At 43.3% G+C, this 22,421-nt stretch carries 20 protein-coding genes; 11 read left to right on the forward strand and 9 right to left on the reverse strand.

The annotated features are described in order from the left end of the window. Positions 1–52: 52 nt before the first annotated feature. On the reverse strand, positions 53–697 hold the full coding sequence (locus V7K30_RS20730) for a L,D-transpeptidase (protein WP_442941088.1): 645 nt from the start codon (positions 695–697) through the stop codon (positions 53–55). 678 nt (positions 698–1,375) lie between these two features. On the opposite strand from V7K30_RS20730, the gene V7K30_RS20735 reads away from it, so the two are divergent. The 3 genes from V7K30_RS20735 to V7K30_RS20745 all read left to right on the forward strand — a co-directional run bounded on the left by V7K30_RS20735 (position 1,376) and on the right by V7K30_RS20745 (position 3,323). Beyond that, positions 1,376–1,528 (forward strand): hypothetical protein, encoded by a 153-nt coding sequence (locus V7K30_RS20735; protein ID WP_335002442.1) that lies wholly within the window; start codon positions 1,376–1,378, stop codon positions 1,526–1,528. 366 nt (positions 1,529–1,894) lie between these two features. Beyond that, positions 1,895–2,551, forward strand: coding sequence for a sigma-70 family RNA polymerase sigma factor (locus V7K30_RS20740; RefSeq protein WP_181928358.1), 657 nt, complete (start codon positions 1,895–1,897; stop codon positions 2,549–2,551). Positions 2,552–2,708: 157 nt separating this feature from the next. Next, positions 2,709–3,323, forward strand: coding sequence for an anti-sigma factor family protein (locus V7K30_RS20745; protein WP_335002444.1), 615 nt, complete (start codon positions 2,709–2,711; stop codon positions 3,321–3,323). 16 nt (positions 3,324–3,339) lie between these two features. Here the strand turns inward: V7K30_RS20745 and V7K30_RS20750 are convergent, their stop codons facing one another. Next, positions 3,340–3,795: a gamma-glutamylcyclotransferase family protein gene (locus V7K30_RS20750; protein WP_335002446.1), complete on the reverse strand. Its 456-nt coding sequence runs from the start codon at positions 3,793–3,795 to the stop codon at positions 3,340–3,342. 168 nt (positions 3,796–3,963) lie between these two features. Between V7K30_RS20750 and leuS the strand changes: the two genes are divergently transcribed. The 3 genes from leuS to V7K30_RS20770 all read left to right on the forward strand — a co-directional run bounded on the left by leuS (position 3,964) and on the right by V7K30_RS20770 (position 9,519). Continuing rightward, positions 3,964–6,582: a leucine--tRNA ligase gene (leuS, locus tag V7K30_RS20755; protein WP_335002448.1), complete on the forward strand. Its 2,619-nt coding sequence runs from the start codon at positions 3,964–3,966 to the stop codon at positions 6,580–6,582. A gap of 35 nt (positions 6,583–6,617) precedes the next feature. Then, positions 6,618–6,851, forward strand: coding sequence for a hypothetical protein (locus V7K30_RS20760; RefSeq protein ID WP_335002450.1), 234 nt, complete (start codon positions 6,618–6,620; stop codon positions 6,849–6,851). A 1,513-nt stretch (positions 6,852–8,364) separates the two neighbouring features. Then, positions 8,365–9,519 (forward strand): pyridoxal-phosphate-dependent aminotransferase family protein, encoded by a 1,155-nt coding sequence (locus V7K30_RS20770; RefSeq protein ID WP_335002452.1) that lies wholly within the window; start codon positions 8,365–8,367, stop codon positions 9,517–9,519. 321 nt (positions 9,520–9,840) lie between these two features. On the opposite strand, the gene V7K30_RS20775 is transcribed toward V7K30_RS20770, so the two are convergent. The 4 genes from V7K30_RS20775 to V7K30_RS20790 all read right to left on the reverse strand — a co-directional run bounded on the left by V7K30_RS20775 (position 9,841) and on the right by V7K30_RS20790 (position 13,513). After that, positions 9,841–10,068: a DUF2949 domain-containing protein gene (locus V7K30_RS20775; protein ID WP_179065710.1), complete on the reverse strand. Its 228-nt coding sequence runs from the start codon at positions 10,066–10,068 to the stop codon at positions 9,841–9,843. Positions 10,069–10,571: 503 nt separating this feature from the next. Continuing rightward, entirely contained in the window at positions 10,572–11,078 is a 507-nt protein-coding gene (locus V7K30_RS20780; protein WP_335002454.1) for a DUF192 domain-containing protein, read from the reverse strand. Positions 11,079–11,621: 543 nt separating this feature from the next. After that, positions 11,622–12,308: a response regulator transcription factor NblR gene (gene nblR, locus V7K30_RS20785; protein ID WP_335002455.1), complete on the reverse strand. Its 687-nt coding sequence runs from the start codon at positions 12,306–12,308 to the stop codon at positions 11,622–11,624. Positions 12,309–12,595: 287 nt separating this feature from the next. Then, on the reverse strand, positions 12,596–13,513 hold the full coding sequence (locus tag V7K30_RS20790) for an NAD(+) kinase (protein ID WP_335002457.1): 918 nt from the start codon (positions 13,511–13,513) through the stop codon (positions 12,596–12,598). Between the two features lie 853 nt (positions 13,514–14,366). Here V7K30_RS20790 and V7K30_RS20795 point away from each other — a divergent pair. Continuing rightward, complete coding sequence (locus tag V7K30_RS20795) at positions 14,367–14,495, forward strand: HNH endonuclease (RefSeq protein WP_335002514.1); 129 nt, start codon at positions 14,367–14,369, stop codon at positions 14,493–14,495. Between the two features lie 98 nt (positions 14,496–14,593). On the opposite strand, the gene V7K30_RS20800 is transcribed toward V7K30_RS20795, so the two are convergent. After that, positions 14,594–16,369: an SWIM zinc finger family protein gene (locus tag V7K30_RS20800; RefSeq protein WP_335002516.1), complete on the reverse strand. Its 1,776-nt coding sequence runs from the start codon at positions 16,367–16,369 to the stop codon at positions 14,594–14,596. Between the two features lie 485 nt (positions 16,370–16,854). Here V7K30_RS20800 and lpdA point away from each other — a divergent pair, with 485 nt between their 5' ends. The 4 genes from lpdA to V7K30_RS20820 all read left to right on the forward strand — a co-directional run bounded on the left by lpdA (position 16,855) and on the right by V7K30_RS20820 (position 21,045). Beyond that, entirely contained in the window at positions 16,855–18,285 is a 1,431-nt protein-coding gene (gene lpdA / locus V7K30_RS20805) for a dihydrolipoyl dehydrogenase (protein ID WP_335002459.1), read from the forward strand. Between the two features lie 229 nt (positions 18,286–18,514). Beyond that, positions 18,515–19,405 (forward strand): indole-3-glycerol phosphate synthase TrpC, encoded by an 891-nt coding sequence (trpC, locus tag V7K30_RS20810; protein WP_335002461.1) that lies wholly within the window; start codon positions 18,515–18,517, stop codon positions 19,403–19,405. A 242-nt stretch (positions 19,406–19,647) separates the two neighbouring features. Further along, complete coding sequence (locus V7K30_RS20815) at positions 19,648–19,899, forward strand: DUF5340 domain-containing protein (protein WP_163929097.1); 252 nt, start codon at positions 19,648–19,650, stop codon at positions 19,897–19,899. Between the two features lie 477 nt (positions 19,900–20,376). After that, the gene (locus V7K30_RS20820) at positions 20,377–21,045 is read left to right on the forward strand and encodes a carbonic anhydrase (RefSeq protein WP_335002463.1); all 669 of its coding nucleotides are present in this window, start codon (positions 20,377–20,379) and stop codon (positions 21,043–21,045) included. Between the two features lie 437 nt (positions 21,046–21,482). Here the strand turns inward: V7K30_RS20820 and V7K30_RS20825 are convergent, their stop codons facing one another. Together V7K30_RS20825 and V7K30_RS20830 are read right to left on the reverse strand one after the other, a co-directional pair. Further along, positions 21,483–21,641 carry a YqaE/Pmp3 family membrane protein gene (locus V7K30_RS20825; RefSeq protein WP_335002465.1) on the reverse strand — a complete coding sequence of 53 codons (159 nt, stop codon included), beginning with the start codon at positions 21,639–21,641 and terminating at the stop codon, positions 21,483–21,485. Positions 21,642–21,782: 141 nt separating this feature from the next. Next, a complete protein-coding gene (locus tag V7K30_RS20830) occupies positions 21,783–22,130 on the reverse strand; it encodes a translation initiation factor (RefSeq protein ID WP_335002467.1) in 348 nt (115 codons plus the stop codon). Between the last annotated feature and the right edge of the window lie 291 nt (positions 22,131–22,421).

The following is a 22,421-nucleotide window of genomic DNA, read 5'->3' on the forward strand; positions in this document are numbered from 1 at the left end:
TTTTAAGAGTCAAGAGGCAATATTTCCTTGACTTTGGACTCTTGACTCTTAATTAATTACGCACTAACACCGTTGTCCCTATACTCACTTGCTCATATAACATTCGGACATCAGAATTACGCATTCTTAAGCAGCCGTGGGATACAGCCGTTCCTACCAGGTCAATATCCGGTGTCCCATGAAAGCCAATTTCATTCCGTCCATCTGACCAAAAACCAATCCATCTGTCTCCCAAGGGACTATCCGTACCAGCCTGAAACACTTTGCCAGTAATCGGGTGACGCCAGATTGGATAGTGTCGCATGTGGATCACCTGGAAAGAACCTGTAGGCGTTTCCCAACCTTTCTTACCTACAGCGATTGGGTAGCTGGCTATCACCTCATCTCCTGCATATACATAGGTGCGGCGATCGCTTAAATCAACCACTACTTGCGTTTTGACATTTGCCAGCCTATTAGATGGTATTTGTTGAGCTGAAGCCTGAGACCATAGACCTTTTGGCCAATTATCCGCAACTGGATTTTGTCTTTCTACTTGCGCCACCAGCCGCGTCTGAATTGGTAAGTCGGTTGTTTTAGCTACATTCTTCTTAGTTATTTGAGGCTGAGTTTGGGGCTTAATAGGAGAAGACTTGAGTGGAGAAGCCCTCGAAATAGTTGCTTTAGCTACATTCTTATTAATTATTTTCGACTTAATTTGAGAGTTAATAGCAGAATACTTGAGTGGAGAAACCCTCCGAGTAGTTGCTTTAGCTACATTCTTCTTAATTATTTTCGACTTAGTTTGAGGCTTAATAGCAGAGGACTTTGGTGTAAACGCCCTCTGGGCAGTTGAGCCTTGGGTAACTTCATCAGGTGGCACAGATGCACCCAGCGCAATTTCCCCTAAACTCACTTGAGAAAGATTCTTGTAGACTCCCTCTGAGCGGCTTCCCTTAAGATTGGTTCGGGTAGAATCTCGCCGCATTGAAGTAGATGCAGACTTCTCAGACTGCCGTTCCGCCGTAGTAATGCGCCAATGGACAGCTAAAGATAAAAATGCTGTGCCAAAACAAAGCAACATTACCATCCGCCCTACAGATTCGTTTCTTACCATTGCCATCGCCTATTGTTTATCCCTGACATATCCAGCCGAGCAATTGGATGACTTCATCATCCGATTATCAAAAATTTATCAATACTTATCATTTCCGCTATAAATCTGCCAACACCTCTGGGCAAACTAAGACTATGCAAATTGTCCCAGCGGCAAAACTCCCGGCGAGCAACCTCATTCCTCGAAAGTTCTGCGGGTTGTAAGCCTTTAATCGGACTTTCTGATGGAACTTTTGAAATGTAGCAGTCAATCATTAATGGTGTAGGTGGAAGAAAAACCATGCTTGAAAAACTATTGCTAGCAGTCACAATTACATTTTCCCTCAATTTGTTTTTTCAAGTTCGCTTGCCAGAGCAACATAACTCTAGTGCTGCCTACGGGCCACAACCAGAACAATCAGCAACTATTCTGGTAACAAAATCAAAAAATTAAGTCACCATCCTAGCAACTACAGCAACCCAACTTCCAGAAATTATTACCTGAATTTTAAAAGTATCAAGAAGTTAGAATTACAAAATTTTATCTTCATCCTTATAACCAGATTTAATTATTTTTATCAAGCGTATATACTCGGTTGCTAAAAATACCAAATTGTGCTTGTGACTACGCCTTTGTTAGTTGATGGGTCTTGGGCAACTATGGGAGCAGTATAAGGAAAAAGTGGCTCTCTTTATTGCTATAAAAGTATCCAAAATTGTATGCCTCCGTGTTCCAGTCATAAATCCGTCACCTTAGCATGGAACTTCTGTTCCATTAGCAGGTCTAATAGATAGGGATGATTTAGAGCCAGTACGATCTATGAGTCAGTCGATTACTGTATCCTGGTCAACGGTTGATGCAAAGTATCCAGAAGCATCAGTGCAAGTTGACAAACTCCCTAACCACGATTTAATTTTGCGCTGTCAAGCGGGACTGCGACCAGATCGTGTTGCGTTTGCAGAACTATTACGCCGCTATCAAAGTCAAGTTGATAGAGTTCTATACCACCTGGCTCCAGATTGGGCTGACAGAGCCGATTTGGCTCAAGAAGTTTGGATTCGAGTATATCGGAATATTAACCGATTACAAGAGCCTGCTAAATTTCGGGGCTGGTTAAGCCGCATTGCCACCAACTTGTTTTACGACGAGTTACGGAAACGCAAGCGGGTTATGAGTCCTTTGTCACTGGATGCTCCCCGTTCGCTAGAGGACGGCGAGATGGATTGGGAAATCGCCGGCGATACCCCAGGCCCTGAGGAAGAACTGACAACTAGAGAATTTTACGAGCAGTTGCGGGAAGCGATCGCGGATTTACCAGAAGTCTTTCGTACTACTATTGTCCTCAGAGAAATCGAAGGCATGGCATACGAAGAAATTGCCGAAATCACTGGAGTTTCCTTAGGAACTGTGAAGTCAAGAATAGCCAGAGCTAGATCGAGGTTGCAAGCTCACTTGCAGAATTATCTAGATTCCTAATTTACAGTATCTTGCCTCTGCCCAATGGCAGAATTTAAGCATTGATTAAGAATTACACCAAAGATGTAGATCGCTTCTGCCTTTAGGAATAAAATTGGCTAATTTTCCCGAAATTCCCGCCCAGTTTCCCCGTGTATGAATTGGTAATAATGTTAAGATGACTACTGATTCTCAGTTTTACGACCGTTCTCCTTTGCAACTTCCTCAAGATTTGCCAGATGGAATGGCCAAGCATACCAATGAATCAACGGGTCTTATGGATATGGTGAAGCGCGATCGCTTCGAGTTATTGAGTGCTTACCTCGATGGTGAAGTCACAGCCACCGAACGCAGGCAAGTAGAAGAATGGCTGGCAAATGATGCCTCGGTTCAATGCTTGTATGCCCGACTGTTAAAACTGCGCCAAGGCTTGAGGACTCTCCCAGTGCCAGCAGCCCAACAGTCCCCAGAAGCAACAGTTCAGCAAGTATTGACACGTTTGCGCCGCCGCTCCCGTTTAAACTGGATGGCGGGAGGTGCAGCCGTTGCTGCTTGTGTGATCGGTGCAGTATCTGGCTTAGTAGGCGGTGGTTCGATGGTGCCGCAACTGGCACAACGACCACAAACAGAACCTATACAAACCTCCTCAGCGGCTATAGTTCCCCCTTCCCCGCTGATGGTGGGACTAAATAACCCGGTAATTGAAATTCCGAAAGCAGCAGTAGCTTCTCCAGAAAACTCAATTTATCAGGTAAAGCCGCAACAGCACGACCCCAAACAGGACATAAACTAATCGCAAAGTTAACAGTTCACAGATCATAACTGTACTTTGTGGTTAAGCCGCAGCCGCTCCACCAGCCGTCAGATTGGAGGAAGCCTCCTAATTGATCAACTTGCTCTAGAGTCATTAAATAAACCCAAGCCCAACCCAGAGAGAGCGACTGTGGCTCATAAACCTCGATAATTTGTCGATTATAGAGGTTTTCTGGCATTTGTCTAGTGGGCTGGTAATTTTCCAGCACATCTAATTCATTTAAAATCCTTGGGTTGGAAAAAGAGAGTAAATATCCGTAAACTTGGCTATCCCCTAGCGTCATTGCTGGGTAGCCCATTGGTAGAGCAAACAATTTACCTTGTACAAAAGCTCTTTTAACATCTATTATCTTGCCAGCACAGTATTTTTTATAGTTAGCTTCACCTGGTTTAAGCGTGCCGTAGACAAAAACCCGCACCAAATCAGAAAATTTTATATTTGATTCAACCATCTAAACCTTCATCAAATGACTCTTGCTATACCTGAAACGCTAGCAGTTCGGGCATAACCAGGCTGATGCTCAATTATATAAATCTGTGAGTAGTTGACCTACAATATAGGTTAACCTAGCAGGTTGACATGCAGGTTAACCTAGACAGACCCAGTAGGAGAATTTTTGGTGGATTCCCGATATAACCCAGCAGCGATTGAGGAAAAATGGCAAAAAACATGGGTAGAACTTGGCTTAGATAAGACACCGACAGCTAGCAACAAGCCAAAATTTTACGCTTTATCCATGTTCCCTTATCCATCGGGCAGCCTCCACATGGGTCACGTCCGTAATTATACGATTACCGACGTGATTGCCCGCCTCAAGCGAATGCAAGGGTATCGGGTAATACACCCAATGGGTTGGGATGCCTTTGGCTTGCCAGCAGAAAACGCCGCAATTGACCGTGGTGTACCCCCAGCCAAGTGGACTTATCAGAATATGGCCCAGATGCGGCAACAATTGCAGCGTCTTGGTTTATCCATTGATTGGGAATGCGAACTTGCTACCTGTTCACCAGACTATTACAAGTGGACACAATGGATTTTCTTGCAGTTTTTACAAGCGGGGTTAGCTTACCAAAAAGAAGCAGCGGTAAACTGGGACCCAATTGACCAAACTGTACTGGCAAATGAGCAAGTCGATAACGAAGGACGTTCTTGGCGCAGTGGGGCAATAGTTGAGCGCAAATTGTTGCGGCAGTGGTTTTTCAAAATTACCGACTACGCTGAAGAATTGCTCAATGACTTGCATAAATTGACAGGTTGGCCGGAACGCGTCAAATCGATGCAGGCAAACTGGATTGGAAAATCTACAGGCGCTTACTTAGAATTTCCCATCATTGGGATAGATGAAAAAATCGGCGTCTACACCACACGTCCAGATACCGTTTATGGTGTCAGCTACCTGGTGTTAGCACCAGAACATCCTTTAACCAAACGCGTCACCACAAAAGAACAACAAGCGGCGGTAGAAGTCTTTATTAAAGAGGTTTCCAATCAAAGTGAGTTGGAACGTACCTCTGAAGACAAACCTAAGCGGGGTATCCCCACCGGTGGTAAGGCAATTAACCCATTTACAGGGGAAGATGTGCCTATTTGGATTGCTGACTATGTACTGTATGAGTATGGTACTGGGGCCGTGATGGGTGTACCAGCACACGATGTCCGGGATTTTAAGTTTGCTAAAAATTATGATTTGCCAATTGATTTTGTCATCGCTTCCCCAGATGATGTTGCAGGTTTTGACTTAACTCCAACATCAGAGATAGATGAAGTCACACAACTCATCCAAATTGACTATAACCAGGCATACACTGAACCAGGAATTTTAATTAATTCTGGGCCTTTTACTGGTATGGCTTCCACAGATGCTAAACAAGCAATAATTGAATCCGCCGAAAAACAAGGTTTTGGTAAAGTGCGGGTGCAATACCGCTTGCGGGATTGGTTGATTTCGCGGCAGCGATACTGGGGCGCACCGATACCTGTAATTCACTGTCCCAACTGTGGGATAGTGCCAGTACCTGACAAAGATTTGCCAGTCCAGTTGCCGGAAGAGGTGGAATTTACTGGACGTGGCGGTTCACCTTTGGCTCAGTTGGAAAGCTGGGTAAATGTCGCTTGTCCGACTTGCGGCACTCCGGCGAAGCGGGAAACTGACACGATGGATACTTTTATTGATTCCTCGTGGTATTTCTTGCGCTTCCCTGACGCTAAAAATGAACAACAAGTTTTCGATTCCAGTAAAATTAATGACTGGATGCCAGTTGATCAGTATGTGGGTGGGATTGAACACGCAATTTTACATTTGTTATATTCGCGGTTCTTTACTAAGGTTCTGCGGGACAGAGGGTTACTGAACTTTGATGAACCCTTCCAACGCTTGTTAACTCAAGGTATGGTACAGGGTTTAACTTACACAAATCCGAATAAGGGTGGTAAAGATAAGTGGGTTCCCTTTAATCTTGTAGATCGAGCTGATCCACGAGATCCTAAGACAGGTGAACCATTGCAACTTGTTTATGCCACCATGTCTAAATCAAAGGGCAACGGTGTCGCACCAGAAGATGTAATTTCCAAATACGGTGTAGACACAGCGCGGATGTTCATCTTGTTCAAAGCGCCGCCAGAAAAAGACCTGGAATGGGATGAAGCCGATGTGGAAGGCCAATTCCGCTTTTTAAATCGGGTTTGGCGTTTGGTGACAGATTATGTTGCGGCTGGGGTATCGCGTAAGAAAGCCCAATCTGATTTAACTAAGGCAGAAAAGGAATTGCGGCGGGCGATTCACACGGCTATTCAAGCGGTGACGGAAGACCTGGAAGACGAATATCAATTCAACACAGCTATTTCCGAATTGATGAAGTTGAGTAATGCCTTAACTGATGCTGACGCGAAAAATTCACCAATTTACGCAGAAGGTATTCGGACTTTGGTGGTGTTATTAGCACCCTTTGCACCACACATTGCTGATGAATTGTGGCATTTGTTGGGTGAAAGTGATTCAGTTCACACTCAAACTTGGCCATCGTTTGACCCTGCTGCTTTGGTAGCTGATGAAATCACTTTAGTGATTCAAATTATGGGTAAAACTCGCGGCGCGATTCAAGTACCAGCACAAGCAGATAAAGCAGCGTTGGAGAAATACGCCCGTGAATCAGAAATTGCCCAGCGTTACATTGAGGGTAAAGAGATCAAAAAGGTAATTGTGGTGCCTGGAAAGTTGGTGAATTTTGTAATCAGCTAAGTACAGGTTTGCGTAAAATCGTGGCGATTTGAGGGTTGAAATTTAAACGCATAGGCGCTTCTCTACGAGACGCTACGCGAACGCCTTCCCGCAGGGTAGGGACGCAGAGAATTGAGTTAAAGCGATCGCCCGAAGAAAGCGCCTTACGGAAAATGTTAGTATTTGTGTTGGTGCGATCGCTTTGCTGGTACTACCAATCACCGAAATTGAAAAGCGCAAGCGTGAAATCTAAGCGAGTATTATTTCACCTCAAACTATTTGGATGGTAACTCGAATAAACTCGTCGTGATTCTAACCACTTCGGTATTATTGTTTGCACTAACAATCGTAACTGGGAGCAGTTTGCAACACGGATAAATGAGGCTGTAACAGCAGAAGAACTGTTGCAAGAAAAACTAATTCGTGTGGTACGTGCAGTCAGTTAAAAAGGTTTTGATAGAACGTGGAAACTTAATATCTTAAGTTATTGTAATTTATCTTACAAGGTTATGTAGGCTATTTTTCCAAAGGCATTGAAGCAAAATGTTCTGCTCGTATTTATTACGGCACGGATGCTAAAGCTATCAAGCATGTATTGCAAGAAGTATTGTAACAGTAATTTATTTTTCTGCTATATGTGTATTTAAAAACATCTGTATTATAGCCTAGAGAGTTGGGCTGTTTTATTTATACACGAAAAAGCGCTTGAGAGTTTTGCTCACTCAAGCGCTTTTCCGTAAAAGCTTATACCAACTCACTCGTTTGATGCAACATTTGAAATCTGCAAAACTCCCTAATAAGGGAGTATTGCGGGGATAACTTGTGACAAACATGTGGTGAAATGGCATCACTCCTTGCACTAACTAAGAATATCTCTTTTAAAACAAAACCGGGGATCTGGTGAGTGACAGTTTATGAACTGACACTAGTTAAAAACGACTCACCATGAATGGTAACTAACAAGACTAAGCACAACTGTAGCAATTTTGTAAGTATAGTATAAAAACTTATAGTTTATTAGCGTAGGCGTAGCCCGCAGTAGGCATCACCTACGTCTGAGTGCAACCTCAAAATGTGCAGCAATTAGTAGCATAAATATCTCAACTTCGGCGGCAAATGAACTGTAAACCATCAGTAGAAAATCGCCATTGAGTAGGCTTGGATATTGGCATAGAAGCGATTTTGACGGAAATAAATCATCACCTCTTCAATGGATGGAGGTATTCTTTAGAGAATGGCAACCCAAGAACAAATCTTCCATCCAAGCACATTGAAAAGTTGGGGTTATGTATCTTCTATCTCTTAGCAAACGGCGACATCCAACTCTTCCGCATAGTGTAGGCGGTTACTTCCTTCGTTGAAGCAAAACACGACTTTTTCACCGACGATTCCTGCGAGATTCAAAACGATTTCGCGTGTTTCTATAAAAACAACAGAGGCAGATTTTAGATAAGATTTAAGAATTCATCATACCTGTACTTAAAATTATGAGAGTCTAGATAAACGCTTCACCCTTGGCGAAAATAGCTACTCCCCTACGAGCAGACGCCTTAACCTCGCGTCTAAGTGTATGGTAAGATCGCCTGGAATAGAGGTTTTATTTGAGTTGGAGTCTTGTATAAATTGCAAAGGTCAGGCTGACCGTTCATTAACTCCCACTCTACTTTTCCTATGGATTTGGAAAATATACAACAAGACTGGTGAGAATCTGAGTGTAATTTTTAGATAAATATCTAGAATTTGCTACCAGACTAAACCAACTTCCCACAATTTTGACTTTTATTTGACTTTTAGGATAGACACATGAACGATAAGCTGATGCTGATGATTCCTGGCCCAACCCCGGTGCCAGAAGCGGCCTTACTGGCATTAGCCAAGCATCCGATTGGACACCGCACCAGTGAATTTAGCAACATATTGGCAGAGGTAACGGAAAACCTTAAGTGGCTGCACCAAACTCAAAGTGATGTGCTGACACTGAATGTCAGCGGTACGGGTGCTGTAGAAGCCGGAATAATTAATTTTCTCTCTCCAGGCGATCGCATTTTAGTTGGCTCTAATGGTAAATTTGGCGAACGCTGGGTAGAAGTTGGTCAAGCCTACGGTTTGAATGTAGAAGAAGTTAAGGTGGAATGGGGAAAACCCTTAGACCCCGCAGTATTTGCCGAAAAACTCCAAGCAGATACCCAAAAACAAATCAAAGCGGTAATCATTACCCACAGCGAAACCTCGACGGGTGTGTTGAATGACCTAGAAAGCATCAACCGCCATGTCAAAGAACACGGTGAAGCTTTAATTATCGTTGATGCCGTCACCAGCTTGGGTGCGTTCAATCTCCCTGTGGATGCTTGGGGTTTGGATATCGTCGCCTCCGGTTCCCAAAAAGGTTATATGATTCCGCCGGGATTGGGTTTTGTCTCTGTCAGCCCCAAGGCTTGGGAAGCTTACAAAACTGCGAAGCTACCAAAATATTATTTGGACTTAGGCAAATATCGCAAAGCCACAGCCAAAAATACAACTCCATTTACTCCGCCTGTGAACTTGATCGTAGCGCTGCACACGACGTTGCGAATCATGAAAGAGGAAGGATTGGAATCAATATTTGCTCGACACGAACGGCTTAAGAATGCTACCCGCGCCGGCATTCAAGGGTTAAATTTACCCTTGTTCGCAGCAGATAGTTCCGCTAGTCCGGCGATTACGGCTGTAGCACCACAGGGAATTGAACCGGATAAGATTCGGTCATTGATGAAAAAACGCTTTGATATTGCCCTTGCAGGTGGTCAAGACCATTTGAGTAATAAAATTTTCCGCATTGGTCACTTGGGCTTTGTGAGCGATCGCGATATCCTCAGCTGTATAGCATCCTTAGAAGTTACCCTAACAGAACTTGGCTACGAAGACTTCACCCCTGGATCTGGTATAGCGGCAGCAGTTAGAGTATTTACTCAGTCCTGAGTATCGAGTCATGAGTATAATTTTTATTCATTATTCAGCCCTCATTACTCAGCACTAAATCAAAAGAGCGAGTTAAATTATCAACTCGCTCTCTTGATTTATGTGTACATGAGTAGAAATCGCCAGAGACAAATTTTTTATATATCAACCTTTGCACAAGGTAGAGTGGGTGTGACACGCCTAGATTCTCCTGAATCAACTACTCATAAGCTATCTTTATTAATCTGCATCCTATCAATAACTAAGAGGCTAGCAGGATTGGGTTTCATCTCTACAAGACCAGAGGCGAATATTTTGAATTTTGAATTTTGAATTGCTTATCTATGCCGTCTCCAGCCAATCATAAATTTGTTCTAACTGGTCTAGAGTAATCAACCCATACTGCCAAAGAATCATTGCTAAAGGGCCTGGATCTTGCTCTCGATGGCGAAGCGCCACCGCCAGTGATGCTGTGGAAATTGCCAAATCTTCTTGCAAAAAATGAATCAGTCGAGAATATTTTGATGGTGACATTTGTATCTCACCTCCTTGTGCAGAATGTATTGTCATATATCAGTTCACCATTGCTCGGTAGCCAGTATTTCATCTGTCACTGTGCCGTTATCGGCTATACACCCCAGCACAGTTTTTTTGATCTGCCCTCAAGAGAGGCTTCTCATCAAGGGCCTGAGAAATAGAAATTTTTGTACAAATCATCTGCTCGATTCTCAAGCAGTATTTTTGCTTAGTTAAATTGGCTCCATCTTGTTTACTTGTCTACTTTATTTAATTACACATGTAGTAACAAAGATTCCATAGCCTATACTCTCTTATTGGCAACTATTTACACTTGCGCCCAAGGGAATATTTTTGCAACCAAACCTTAAGACCGCGATTTTAGGTTGGAGACAGTAGAATTTTACATTATTACCACAGTTTTTAAATAGTAGCGTTACAGATGACTGTTTTACCACATAAAGTGACATTTTTTACAAAAAAAACATAGATTTCGATAGTATTGGCTCTGAACAGAGCAACCACCCAAATCTTTATTCCTGCAAAGCACCGAAGTCTCAAAACTGAATTTTGACAATATCGCCCACTTTCAACTTCAATTCGGCAGCTCTTCCAGAGCGAAGTTCAATCACTTTATCGATTGGTGTATTGGGGCCATAGGTAGGACAAGGCTCACTTGCACAGGGAGGTGCAGCAGCCTGAATATATTTAACTACACCTTTATGTAGAAATACCATGTCCAACGCCACAGGTACATTCTTCATCCAGAAACTGACTGGTTGTGGTGAAGGGAACCCAAACAGCATCCCTCGGTTATCTGGCAAAGCTGGTCGATACATCAACCCCATCTGTTGCTGTTGTGGCGTCTTTGCTACCTCTAATTGAATCGTTGTGCCATTAGGAACAATGGCTTTAGCAGAAATTGGTAGTGTTTGACCTAAACTCTCTGGTGCTGGAGTTTGAGAACCAGAGGTGAGGGTGGGAGGTTTAGCTGTTGTTGGCATAGAACAGCCCATCAGAAAAATACTCAGCAACATCGAGAGCAAACTTAGCCGACGACTCATATAGTTTTTCAATTTTGTAATTTAGATTTCAATTTTACAGTGTTGTAGGCAGAAATCGCTGGGGTGGGAGGCAGAGCCTTCAAATGTGCATTCCCAGTCTGAGACTATTGGTGACAACTTAAGGTTATAGCGGTTCTCACTTGAGTGAGGTACAAGAACCCCACTGCCCCCAACCCCCTCCCCGCTCTTCCATAGGGGGCTATGATGTACTTCATGTCATTAGGAAACGCTATAAACTATTTGTCAATAAGCACTATTGCTTAAAATATTGTCCAAAATCGGGGTTATAAACACAATTTTTAAGCTAGCGATGCCGTTCGCGGAGCGGATCGTAGAGAAGGCGGGCTACGCCTACGCATCATATTTAAAAGCATGATTCATTCTTACCCCAGTCATTCAGTATTAAGCTAAATTTTATACTCCAATAATTGGTTGATTTAGAGCGTAATTACTATTGACAAAACTAATTTGGTCTTAATTTGTCACCAATGGTCTGAGACTGGGAACGAGGCAACGAGGTAGGCAAACTTCCGCCACAGTGTACTATGATTCTCTTAAAACGTAACCTACGCCTCGCACTGTTTGAATGAGGCGCTTTTGACCTTCATCTTCGATTTTTAACCGCAAGTAACGGATGTACACTTCAATTACATTTGACTCACCCAGAAAGTCGTAACCCCAAACATTTTCCAGAATTTGTTCGCGGGTTAACACCTCACGGGGATGTTCCATTAAGAATTTTAATAGTTCAAATTCCTTCATTGTCAAGTCAATTGCCCGTCCGTTATGTATGGCACGGCGAGTTGCTATGTCTAAAATTAAATCCCCAAAGCGTAACTGCTCCGTGCTATCCACATCGGGTTTTAAGTAGAGGCGAATCAATTTCAAAAAGTCTTCTGAGCGGTAAGGCTTGAGGATGTAATCATCCGCTCCAGCTTCTAGACAAGCTACACGATCATCGACTGTATCCCTTGCCATTAAAATCAACACAGGCGATCGCATACCACTGCTTCTCAGATTTTTGCACAATGAGAGTCCTGATTCTCCTGCTAGCATCCGGTCTAAAACAATTAAAGCAGGTTGGCGATCGCGACAGTGTTGTAAACCACTCGTCGCATCATGGGCCAAAATTGATTCATAGCCGGCTTCTTGCAAATCGCAAGAAAGTTGATTTGCTAGGCTCTCATCGGTTTCAATCACCAAAACACAGGGACTTTGAGCAACTGTCATAACAATTTGGGATATTGGATTTGGGATTGTAAAGATATTCCAGAGAAAATCTTTACATCAGTTAAAAGTGCAATTATGAGTTGATAGTGATGGAGCAATCCTGATTTGACACGCTGCTAAGGATCTTTTAGCACGTTCAGGTGTCAGCCATCGAATTCTCCGATGCAATCTTAATAACTAACTCCAAATACCATCCCCGTACCAGTAGTTCTGGAAGGAAATCACCAAATGGGGGAAATGAGGGAGAAATAAGTCCTAACTCCTAACTCTTAACTCCTAACTCCTAACTACGGCAATTCTACCGAAGTTGGTTTAGCGATATGTGGCAAACCCCAACCTAATTTTTCTCGCAAAATTCGGAAAAACTCTGGCGGTTGCAGGCGAATAAATCGGACACTATATTGCGATCGCTCCATATATACTCTATCTTCTGGTAGGATATAGCACCCACCATTGCCATCTACCACCATCACCAGCCGAGGAATGTTTACTGGGTAGATGTTGACCGATTCAGTATCTGGAAATACCAATGCTCTAGAAGCTAGGGAATGGGGACAAATGGGTACTAGCTGTAAAACAGGTACGCCAGGAGTCACCACTGGCCCACCAGCACTTAATGAGTAAGCTGTAGAACCAGTAGGCGTAGAAACAATCACACCATCCGCCGCAATATCTACTGGCGCATGACGTCCTATGGCAATTTCGAAATGGCACATAGAGGTCAAAGGTTCCCGATGCAGCACCATTTCATTCAAGCATAGGGCTTCCCATAGTACTGCATCTCCCCGAAACACTTTGACGGTGAGCATAGCTCGTTCTTCAATTTCATACTCACCCGCCATCGCCTGTTCTAGTGCTTGGGGCAATTGATTCAGGAAAGTTTCTGTCAAAAATCCCATGTGGCCGGTATTCACTGTTAGCAGTGGAATACCACAGGGCGCTACTTGACGAGACGCTGCTAAAACAGTGCCGTCTCCCCCTAACACCACTGCAAACTTCATATCTGAGTCAAAACCAGGGGGTGTCAAACCGTCAATGGGCGTGTGGCATACAGAACTCTCAGGGGTAGAGTAGCCCAGTATTCCACCGATACTCGATGTCATACATACATTCCAACCGGCTGCGGTTAGCTTGTCTTTCAACTCGATAGCGACACGGCCCGCTATCGGTTTAACGTCATTGTAGATAATGCCTGCTTTCGGCACACTCAAATATCCAAGTTTAGGCGATGCTCTGTATTATGTAATCCTTACACATTTTTGGTCATGTAGTCATTAATCTAGAGTCAAATATCCAGAGTCTAGAGTTTTACAGCTATTGGACTTTTAGCCTAGCTTTCGGATTCCTTTTAAAAATTGGTTCGTTTGATTGCCATTTTGCATAGCAGTATGTGTAAATATTTCCACCTTTATTATACCGCTTACGTACCTCATACTGATGAATTCAGACCTCAGGTGGTGACATTGGCTATTGACTAGCTGCTGTCTAATTTCCTTTAGTTACTGAAGCTTCTCTATGATTTGGTCAATGCGGTCAGTCATAATGGTTATCGGAGTTATGCTTATTGAAAATTTTAAAGTATAACTTATCAGAACGCGCTAGCAGAGTTGGGCGATACCAAGGGAGAGCCTAACCGCGATGGCATAACCGTCCCCTGGAAGCGCGATCGCTCCCTACGCAATCCCCACTTTCCCGCAGCGTTAGCGCGTCTCAAACCCTATTGACAGGGGGATTATAGCAGAGAAGAAGAGTTTGCCAGAGATGCTGCCAGAACAGAAACCATGTACTGATCATTCATCGCAGCGCGTCGTGACTTTTGGCTAATACCAGGGTAAGCGCATCTTGTCAACAAGAAAGCCCTAATCTCAAGAAAGACCAAAATAATCGCATTAAGCCACGCTTATTGATAATAAATTAGGCGTAGGCGTAGCCCGTCGTAGACATCGCTATTAGTCTGTGGAAATCAACCGAACCATAAATTCCTATTCTATCGTTGATACATTAAATGTATGTTTTGTCAATTCTATTTGAGATGCGCTTACCCTGGAGGAAGATGTACTGGGGATTGACCACATAACCCCAAAAAGCTTGGGAGGCAAAGACGAGTACAAAAATCTCCAGATATTACACAATCACTGCCACGATGAAAAAACAACTCTAGATGGTTCAGTTGTGAAGTCCGCATGATAAGCGCCGATTCATTGAGGAGCCGTGTGTGGTGAAAGTCACAAGCACGGTTTTGAAGACCAACGCGGTTGTTGACAACCTCGTTGAGTTTACTAAGCTTAATCCATACCTTTTTGCTTAAACATTCCCATCAATTTACGTTTCCGAAGGTGGGTTTGGATCAAGTTTTCCCGGTAGCTTAACCAGTCGGCTTTCTTCCCAGATTCCAAGTAGGCATTACGTGCCTTTTTCAACCATTCAACCGCGTAGTAGTAGTATTCGGCTTTACCTGCATCCATAATCTTTTCGGCACGGCGACGAGCATTAGCAATCACCCAACCAGGATTGTGAGAGATAGCAGCATCCATGACTCGGTAAATCAACTCTGAATAATAAGAACTGAGTTCACTGACGATCGCAATTGCATCATCAATTAGTCCTTCATATAAAAATATATCCACCTTGGCTGATTCTGTTCCCCAACTACTATAAGTACGGATAATTCTCAGCAGGTCTGTTTTGACACTTTTCCAGTTTTCCCCAGCCAATTCTTCCATCTTTTGGTAGTCAACAAAGCAGGGCTTCACTTGAAAAGCAGCCTTGATTGCTAATAAAGCAGCTTCACTATTACCCCACTCAAGAGCCAAATCACTTGTCCAAATTCCCAATTCATACTGACAATTACCCGGTAAATTTAATCCACTCTGGGCTATATCTAGCGCTTGCTGTAATGCCCCCTGAACGCTTAGTGTTTTCGCTAGGGCAAAAGCCTCTTCCATTGAGTTCATCTGGGTTTGAGCAGCATCAATTGCTTCTTCCACCCTGCCCAAACGCCCTAGCATTGTGAGATACTGCTGGGTTTGCCCTTCCGCTTCTGCTAAATACAAGTATTCTTGATAACGTTCCTGACGTTCGAGAATTTTCAGCCGAATTAGTGCCAAATTATCCGCGTAGTCTGGTACATCTTCTTCCCAAGCTCCCCTTTCGGTAATATTACCTTGAAGAACTTGTAGCAGCGGCGGATAATTCCAACCTTGGCGTAAAGCCTCCATAATCATGCCAAAATCAGCATTCCACTCATCTTGCCAGGTTTCTAAATTTATTTGAATATCAACTTTTTCTTCTGGGCTCAGCTCCACACTGAGAATTGCTTCACACCAGGCATTATTTAATTCCCCGACAATTTCATCGTTTTCAGCGCCGTATTCTGCAACATCATCCCAATTTTCGACACAGGTAGAGGTAATCGCTTCCAAAATAGCGATCGCATTTTCACCCTCTCCCCGTTCGCTAAAATCTACCGCAGTTTGCACTACACTCAGCAAATCTTCGGCAATCGGGTCTTCTTCGTACCCCTCCTCAAAGTAGCGCACGGTATCCCGGAGAATCTGCCGGACTTGCCCCCGAAAGGGAACCGGATCAATAGTAGTGTGGCGCAAGGGTTTTGTGGTCTTTTCCTGGACAGCAGGATTAGTCATCCAGGTAACATGGCGGTCAATCGCCTCAATCAGTGGTGGGTATTCTGTTACCAACTCTTGCAGCAGCCCTTGGGTTTGGATATGATCCAGGCGATCGAGTAGTTGTTCTAGGGTGGGGCGCTGCTCAATATTTTCTGAGTTACGCGCACAGACGAGCATCGTCGCGACAATGTGTTTGCACCACCCTTCAAAGTCGTAAGCACAAGTGCAGTTGACTGAGGTTAACCCACTGCTATCGAAACTCAGATTGACATGATAAGGTCTAGCTTGAGTGCCTACAACATCTGCCTGAAGCAGATGACCACGTTGGGTAACAGCATTGACAGCACCAGCCTCATAATATGCCTCGCCTCGCTGGAAAGATTTGGCGTTGGCATGACGGCGGATAGTAAATTCACTAATTTGGGGAATAGACATCGAGCGATCGCCTGCGTAAATCCTTTGGATAAATCCTAAATCCAGCTTAGGTGTTAGGCTAACGCACTGTAAAGAGAAAGGTCTGGGGATTGGGGATTGGGGATTGGGAAAAGACAAACGAAAGACTTCTTCAATAATTTTTCCTTGTCCCCCTTGTCTTCCTTATCCCCCTAGTCCCCACTCCCCTTGTAGTACAAAAAAATAAGTATCTAGATTTGACTATAATTACTGAAAACATCCATCTTTTCACCATAAGTGAGTGAATCATAATCTGAGTTAGCAACACCCGAACGTTAAATCAGTAAATAGTTATTAGGCGGATGGTATTGGATTTAAATCAGTTCCCAGTGTTCACTGATCACGGATAACTGTGTGCTGGGGGCTTAAACCCAGCAACAAAACTGAGAACTGATAACTGTTAAAGGGGTTGCGCTGATTGTCGGTCAAGTTGAGAATAAATAGGCGAAGCACACAAGGAAACTAACGTGAGTGAAGGATTTGATTACGATTTAGTAATTATAGGCGCTGGTGTAGGCGGACATGGCGCAGCCTTACACGCCGTAAGTTGTGGTCTGAAAACAGCGATTATTGAAGCTGCTGATATGGGAGGAACCTGTGTTAATCGGGGCTGTATTCCTTCTAAGGCGCTGCTGGCTGCATCTGGACGTGTGCGCGAGTTACGCAATGCCCACCACCTCAAGTCATTAGGAATTCAAGTTGGTAGCGTGGAATTTGATCGCCAAGCGATCGCTAATCATGCTGGTAATCTCGTCTCGAAAATTCAAGGCGACTTAACCAACAGCCTCAAACGTCTAGGAGTCGATATCATCAGGGGTTGGGGAAAAATCGCTGGGGCGCAAAAAGTCTCTGTCACCGGAGATAGTGGTGAAAAAACCATCACAGCCAAAGACATCATCCTTTCGCCAGGTTCAATTCCTTTTGTGCCTCCAGGGATTGAAGTTGACGGCAAAACTGTCTTTACCAGCGACCAAGGCGTCAAGTTAGAGTCGTTACCAGACTGGGTGGCAATTATTGGCAGTGGTTACATCGGCTTGGAATTTTCTGATATTTACTCAGCTTTGGGTTGTGAAATCACCATGATTGAAGCCCTAGATCAGCTAATGCCAGGATTTGACCGCGATATTGCCAAACTTGCCGAACGGGTGCTGATTACTCCCCGCGATATTGAAACGAAAGTGGGGATATACGCCAAAAAAGTCACCCCTGGTTCACCTGTGGTGATTGAGTTAGCAGATTTCAAAACCAAAGAAGATGTAGATGTCATCGAAGTAGATGCTTGCTTGGTGGCTACCGGACGCATCCCAGCGACCCAAAATCTCGGTTTAGAGTCTGTGGGTGTGGAAGTTGATCGGCGGAATTTTATCCCAGTTGACGATCGCATGGCAGTGTTATCAGCCGGTGAAGTCGTGCCGCATTTGTGGTCAATTGGCGACGCTAATGGAAAGATGATGTTGGCACATGCGGCTTCTGCTCAAGGCATCATCGCGGTAGAAAACATAGTTGGGAGGGAAAAAATAGTAGACTATCGCAGCATCCCCGCAGCAGCGTTTACCCATCCAGAAATCAGCTATGTAGGACTAACAGAAACCGCAGCAAAGGAGTTGGGACAAACCGAAGGGTTTGAAATCGCCGCAAGTCGGAGTTACTTCAAAGGGAATTCCAAAGCGTTAGCAGAAAATGAAGCCGATGGGATTGCCAAGGTGATATATCGCAAAGACACAGGAGAAGTCTTGGGCGTCCACATTTTCGGACTGCACGCCTCAGACTTAATTCACGAAGCGTCAGCTGCGATCGCTAATCGTCAATCTGTCCAAAGCCTTGCACATCTAGTTCACGCCCACCCGACACTTTCCGAAGTCTTGGACGAAGCTTATAAACGAGCGATCGCCATCTAAAAGTTAGGAATGAAAAGTTAGGAGTGAGGAGTTAATAATACCCTAACTCCTAACTCCTGTACAGACGCGATTAATCGCGTCTCTACTCCTAACTCCTGTACAGACGCCATTAATCGCGTCTCTACTCCTAACTCCTATACAGACGCGATTAATCGCGTCTCTACTCCTAACTCCTGTACAGACGCCATTAATCGCGTCTCTACTCCTAACTCCTAAATCAGCACTGATTATGCAAATTCGTCGCCGTTCACCTAACCCAGCTATTAATGTATCCATATTACGTTATCAGGCTGCCGTGCCTGATGCAGAGCCAAACAACATCTTGGAGGAAATTGTCTGGCAGAAAGAAGTAGAATATGACCAAATGCGGGAAAAAGTTCCTTTGCAGGAATTGGTCAAGCAGGTACTAACTGCGCCCCCAACCCGTGATTTTATCGCCGCCTTGCGCCAAGGTAAGACTAAGCCAGCATTAATTGCGGAAGTCAAAAAAGCTTCACCTAGCAAAGGCGTTTTGCGAGAAGATTTTGACCCAGTAGCGCTCGCCCAATCTTATCAACAAGGTGGTGCGAGTTGTCTTTCTGTACTAACGGATGCCAAGTTCTTTCAAGGTAGTTTTGACAACTTAGCCAAGGTTCGGGCTGCCGTAGATTTGCCCCTACTATGCAAAGAGTTTGTCATTTATGCTTACCAGATATACTTGGCGCGGATTCAGGGTGCAGATGCTATTTTGTTGATTGCAGCTATCCTGGGCGATCAAGATTTGAAATACTTCCTCAAAATTGCTAACAAACTGAAAATGGCAGCCTTGATTGAGGTGCATAGTTTGGCAGAACTTGACCGTGTGTTAGCCTTAGATGGCGTCTCCTTAGTAGGAATCAATAATCGCAATTTGGAAGATTTCTCTGTTGACCTGCAAACTACTTGCCAACTTTTAGCTGCAAGGGGTAGCCAATTGCAGGAGAAAAACATCCTTGTTGTCAGCGAATCAGGACTACACAACCCAGATGATTTGAGTTTGGTACTGACAGCAGGTGCATCTGCTGTACTCATTGGAGAATCTTTGGTAAAACAACCAGATCCCGGCGCTGCGATCGCCCATATCTTGCCGAGGAATTTCTGAAAGAGACACCTTTTAAGGGCCCTTAGCGCAGGGTAAGTATAGAGAATTGTTAGGCGATCGGGCAGACTATGCGTAGATACGCAGCAGTTTGCCGCCTGATATTATCAATATCTTTGCCAAATCTTCATCGCCACTGATATCAAAGCCGTAAGCAATTAGTTATTTCTTATGTAACAATTTATTGACAAGAGAGAAAATCTGACTAATACAAAATCCCATAGATGAAATCAAAATTTAACTTCATGGAGCAAATTCCTCTACCTTCACCTATCCATTACGAACTTATACTCCAACTTTTAGAAAGACAAACTATGTTAGCGGTAAATGATAATCCAGATTTACGGCATCAGGTGAATCAGCTAATTATTACTCTCCGAAAAGCTGCCGTGCAACAAAAACGACTAGAAGAAATTTGCGAGTTTTCCTCTGTGACTGTTGATCACCGTTGGTCAATCAATCATCATAACGGTAGCAAAGTTGTTGCCCCCGATTGAAGCTGATAACTTAATATCTCAACCTCACATTTGGTTTCTTTGTTAAGGTAGCTTACCACTGTCAGAAAGTCTCTCTGTGTATTCAAGGGACTAGTACTCAAAACTTCCGCCGCACTTGCTTGACTCAAATGCACAGTTTCAGGTGTGATTTGAAAGGATTCTGGTTACAGAACTTTCTCAGCTTTGCAAAAATATCTAGAGATGCTAGATGAGGATTTTAAATCTTAGTCTCAATGCTGAGATTTTAGTTGATATAAATTTTACTTTATTTATCTAGTTTCCTAAAGTTATACATAGTTATTTATTCTCTAAATCTTAACTTGCTTATTTACAATTTATACAATAATTCTATTAATGTTGTTGAAAATAATTGTCATTTTTATAAAAATTTGAGCTCGAAAAAAGTTCATATTGATTTAAAGAAAATTCTAGATCAGCTAAAATATTGATGAGATTCTCTCTCGAATTTGACGAAAGATGAAATATAACAGCATTGATGAACTACTCAGAAATAATCAGGCTTGGGTTGCCGAGAAACTGGCTCTAGACCCAACTTACTTTCAAGAATTATCTAACGGACAAACACCACCTTTTCTATACATCGGGTGTTCTGATAGTCGTTTGGCACTAACAAGGTTTACCCGTACAGAACCAGGAGAGTTATTTGTACATCGTAATATTGCCAATCAAGTTTCTTTAACGGATATAAACTTTTTAGCGGTTTTAGAATACGCAATTTTACATCTTGGGGTGGAACATATTATTGTTTGTGGTCACTACGATTGCGGCGGAATTAAGGCGGCTTTAGAAGGGAGAACCATCGGAATTCTTGATAACTGGGTAAATCCGATTCGAGAACTATATTTACAGAAACAAGAAGAAATTGATGCCTTGCCAACAAGAGAAGAACGTCTGAATCGTTTGGCGGAAATCAATGTTGTAGCGCAAGTAAAAAATCTTTACCAAACTTCCATCATGCGTCAGGTTCTCTATGAGCGAAAAGCGCCTATGGTTCATGGCTGGGTATTAGATATAGGCACTGGGTTGATCAAAGATTTGAATGTCTCAACTGAGCAATGGCAATTGCACATCTGCCCCTTGCTTCTAGAGTTTAGACTCTATGCTATGTTAAAAAATGAGAGTTGATTCGGTATTTACCGCCACACAAAAATATACATTGGAGACGTGACCAATCATGTCTTTGCAACTTTTATTTTAAGTGAAATAAATAGTTTTTTTTCGCCACATTACATTATTGTAAATTTTACGTCGAAATTCTAAATAATTTTAGGTTTTTGTCCAATTAGAGTTATAAATATAAAGGATGCATTATGCTTCTGGCTAATGCACCGTCAAAGATTAGCTCAACATGATGCATTAACGAAGTAACGCACGCTACAAGTTGGATATTTTTTTAATTGCAAGTCCTAATTCCTTTTGGCTGATGAATTCTTCTTTAATAATTTGCAGACATGGAATTCATAATCCTTTCTATAGAGGCAATTCATGAATTGCCTCTACGCCAATATTATTCAGAATCAGTAACGCCGAGATTGGTACACCCAACCTCCACCTACCAAGAATTATTTTTTCAAAATTATCCACACTGCATGAATAATCCCAGGAATGTAACCAAAAAGCGTCAAAAGTATATTAATCCAAAAGTCTATACCAAAACCTACTTGCAGAAAAACTCCCAAAGGCGGTAAGAAAATGGCACACAGAAGACGAACTAAATCCATTTGAACCTCCTGTTAATCTCACAAAAGACAGCTTGTCGGCGAAGTGATTCACCACTGCTCAAGAATATTTGTACCTCTCAAAGATAACATTGCCACTCTCAATTTACGTCACGGTTGAGATGCGGTAAACCGCACTCAAGATTAGCCACCACTAATTTTGGCTTTATAACCTAGCTTGGTCAAAATCTCGACAATTTTCTGCTTGTGTTCGCCCTGAATTTCAATTTCGTTGTCTTTAATTGTCCCACCTGTCCCACACTGGCTTTTCAACTGCTTCACCAAATCTGCCAAGGTTTCCGGTTTGGCTTGAAAACCGCTAATCACTGTGACGGTTTTGCCTTTGCGTCCTTTGCGGGAAGCTTGTACTTTGAGATTTTGTTGTTGTGGGGGCAGTTCTGAAATTGGTCTTTCTGTGGCGGCGGAGTTATCGTTGCCAAATTCGCGGTAGACAAAGCTTTTGTCAGAAGATTTGGGATTGGAAGAAGACATAAAATGAATGTTTAAGAAAAATTTCAAAGGCAGTGGAAACTTCTACGCAACCATTCTGCTGGGATATCAATTTCTAGGCTAACATCACAAATCCATTGCAAGGGATTTAAAGTAATCGGGCATTGGGCATTGGGCATTGGGCATTGAAAAGAGGCAGAAGAGCGGGGTGCAGGGGGGAAAACTCTTCTCCCTTGCTCCCTGCTCCCTTGCTTTTTCCCCAGTCCCCAGTCCCCAATTCCCAGTCCCCAGTCCCCAGTCCCCAGGTATATTCCAGATATGCCCCAGACTTTT

This window comes from Nostoc sp., assembly GCF_036917655.1.
GTDB lineage: Bacteria > Cyanobacteriota > Cyanobacteriia > Cyanobacteriales > Nostocaceae > Nostoc.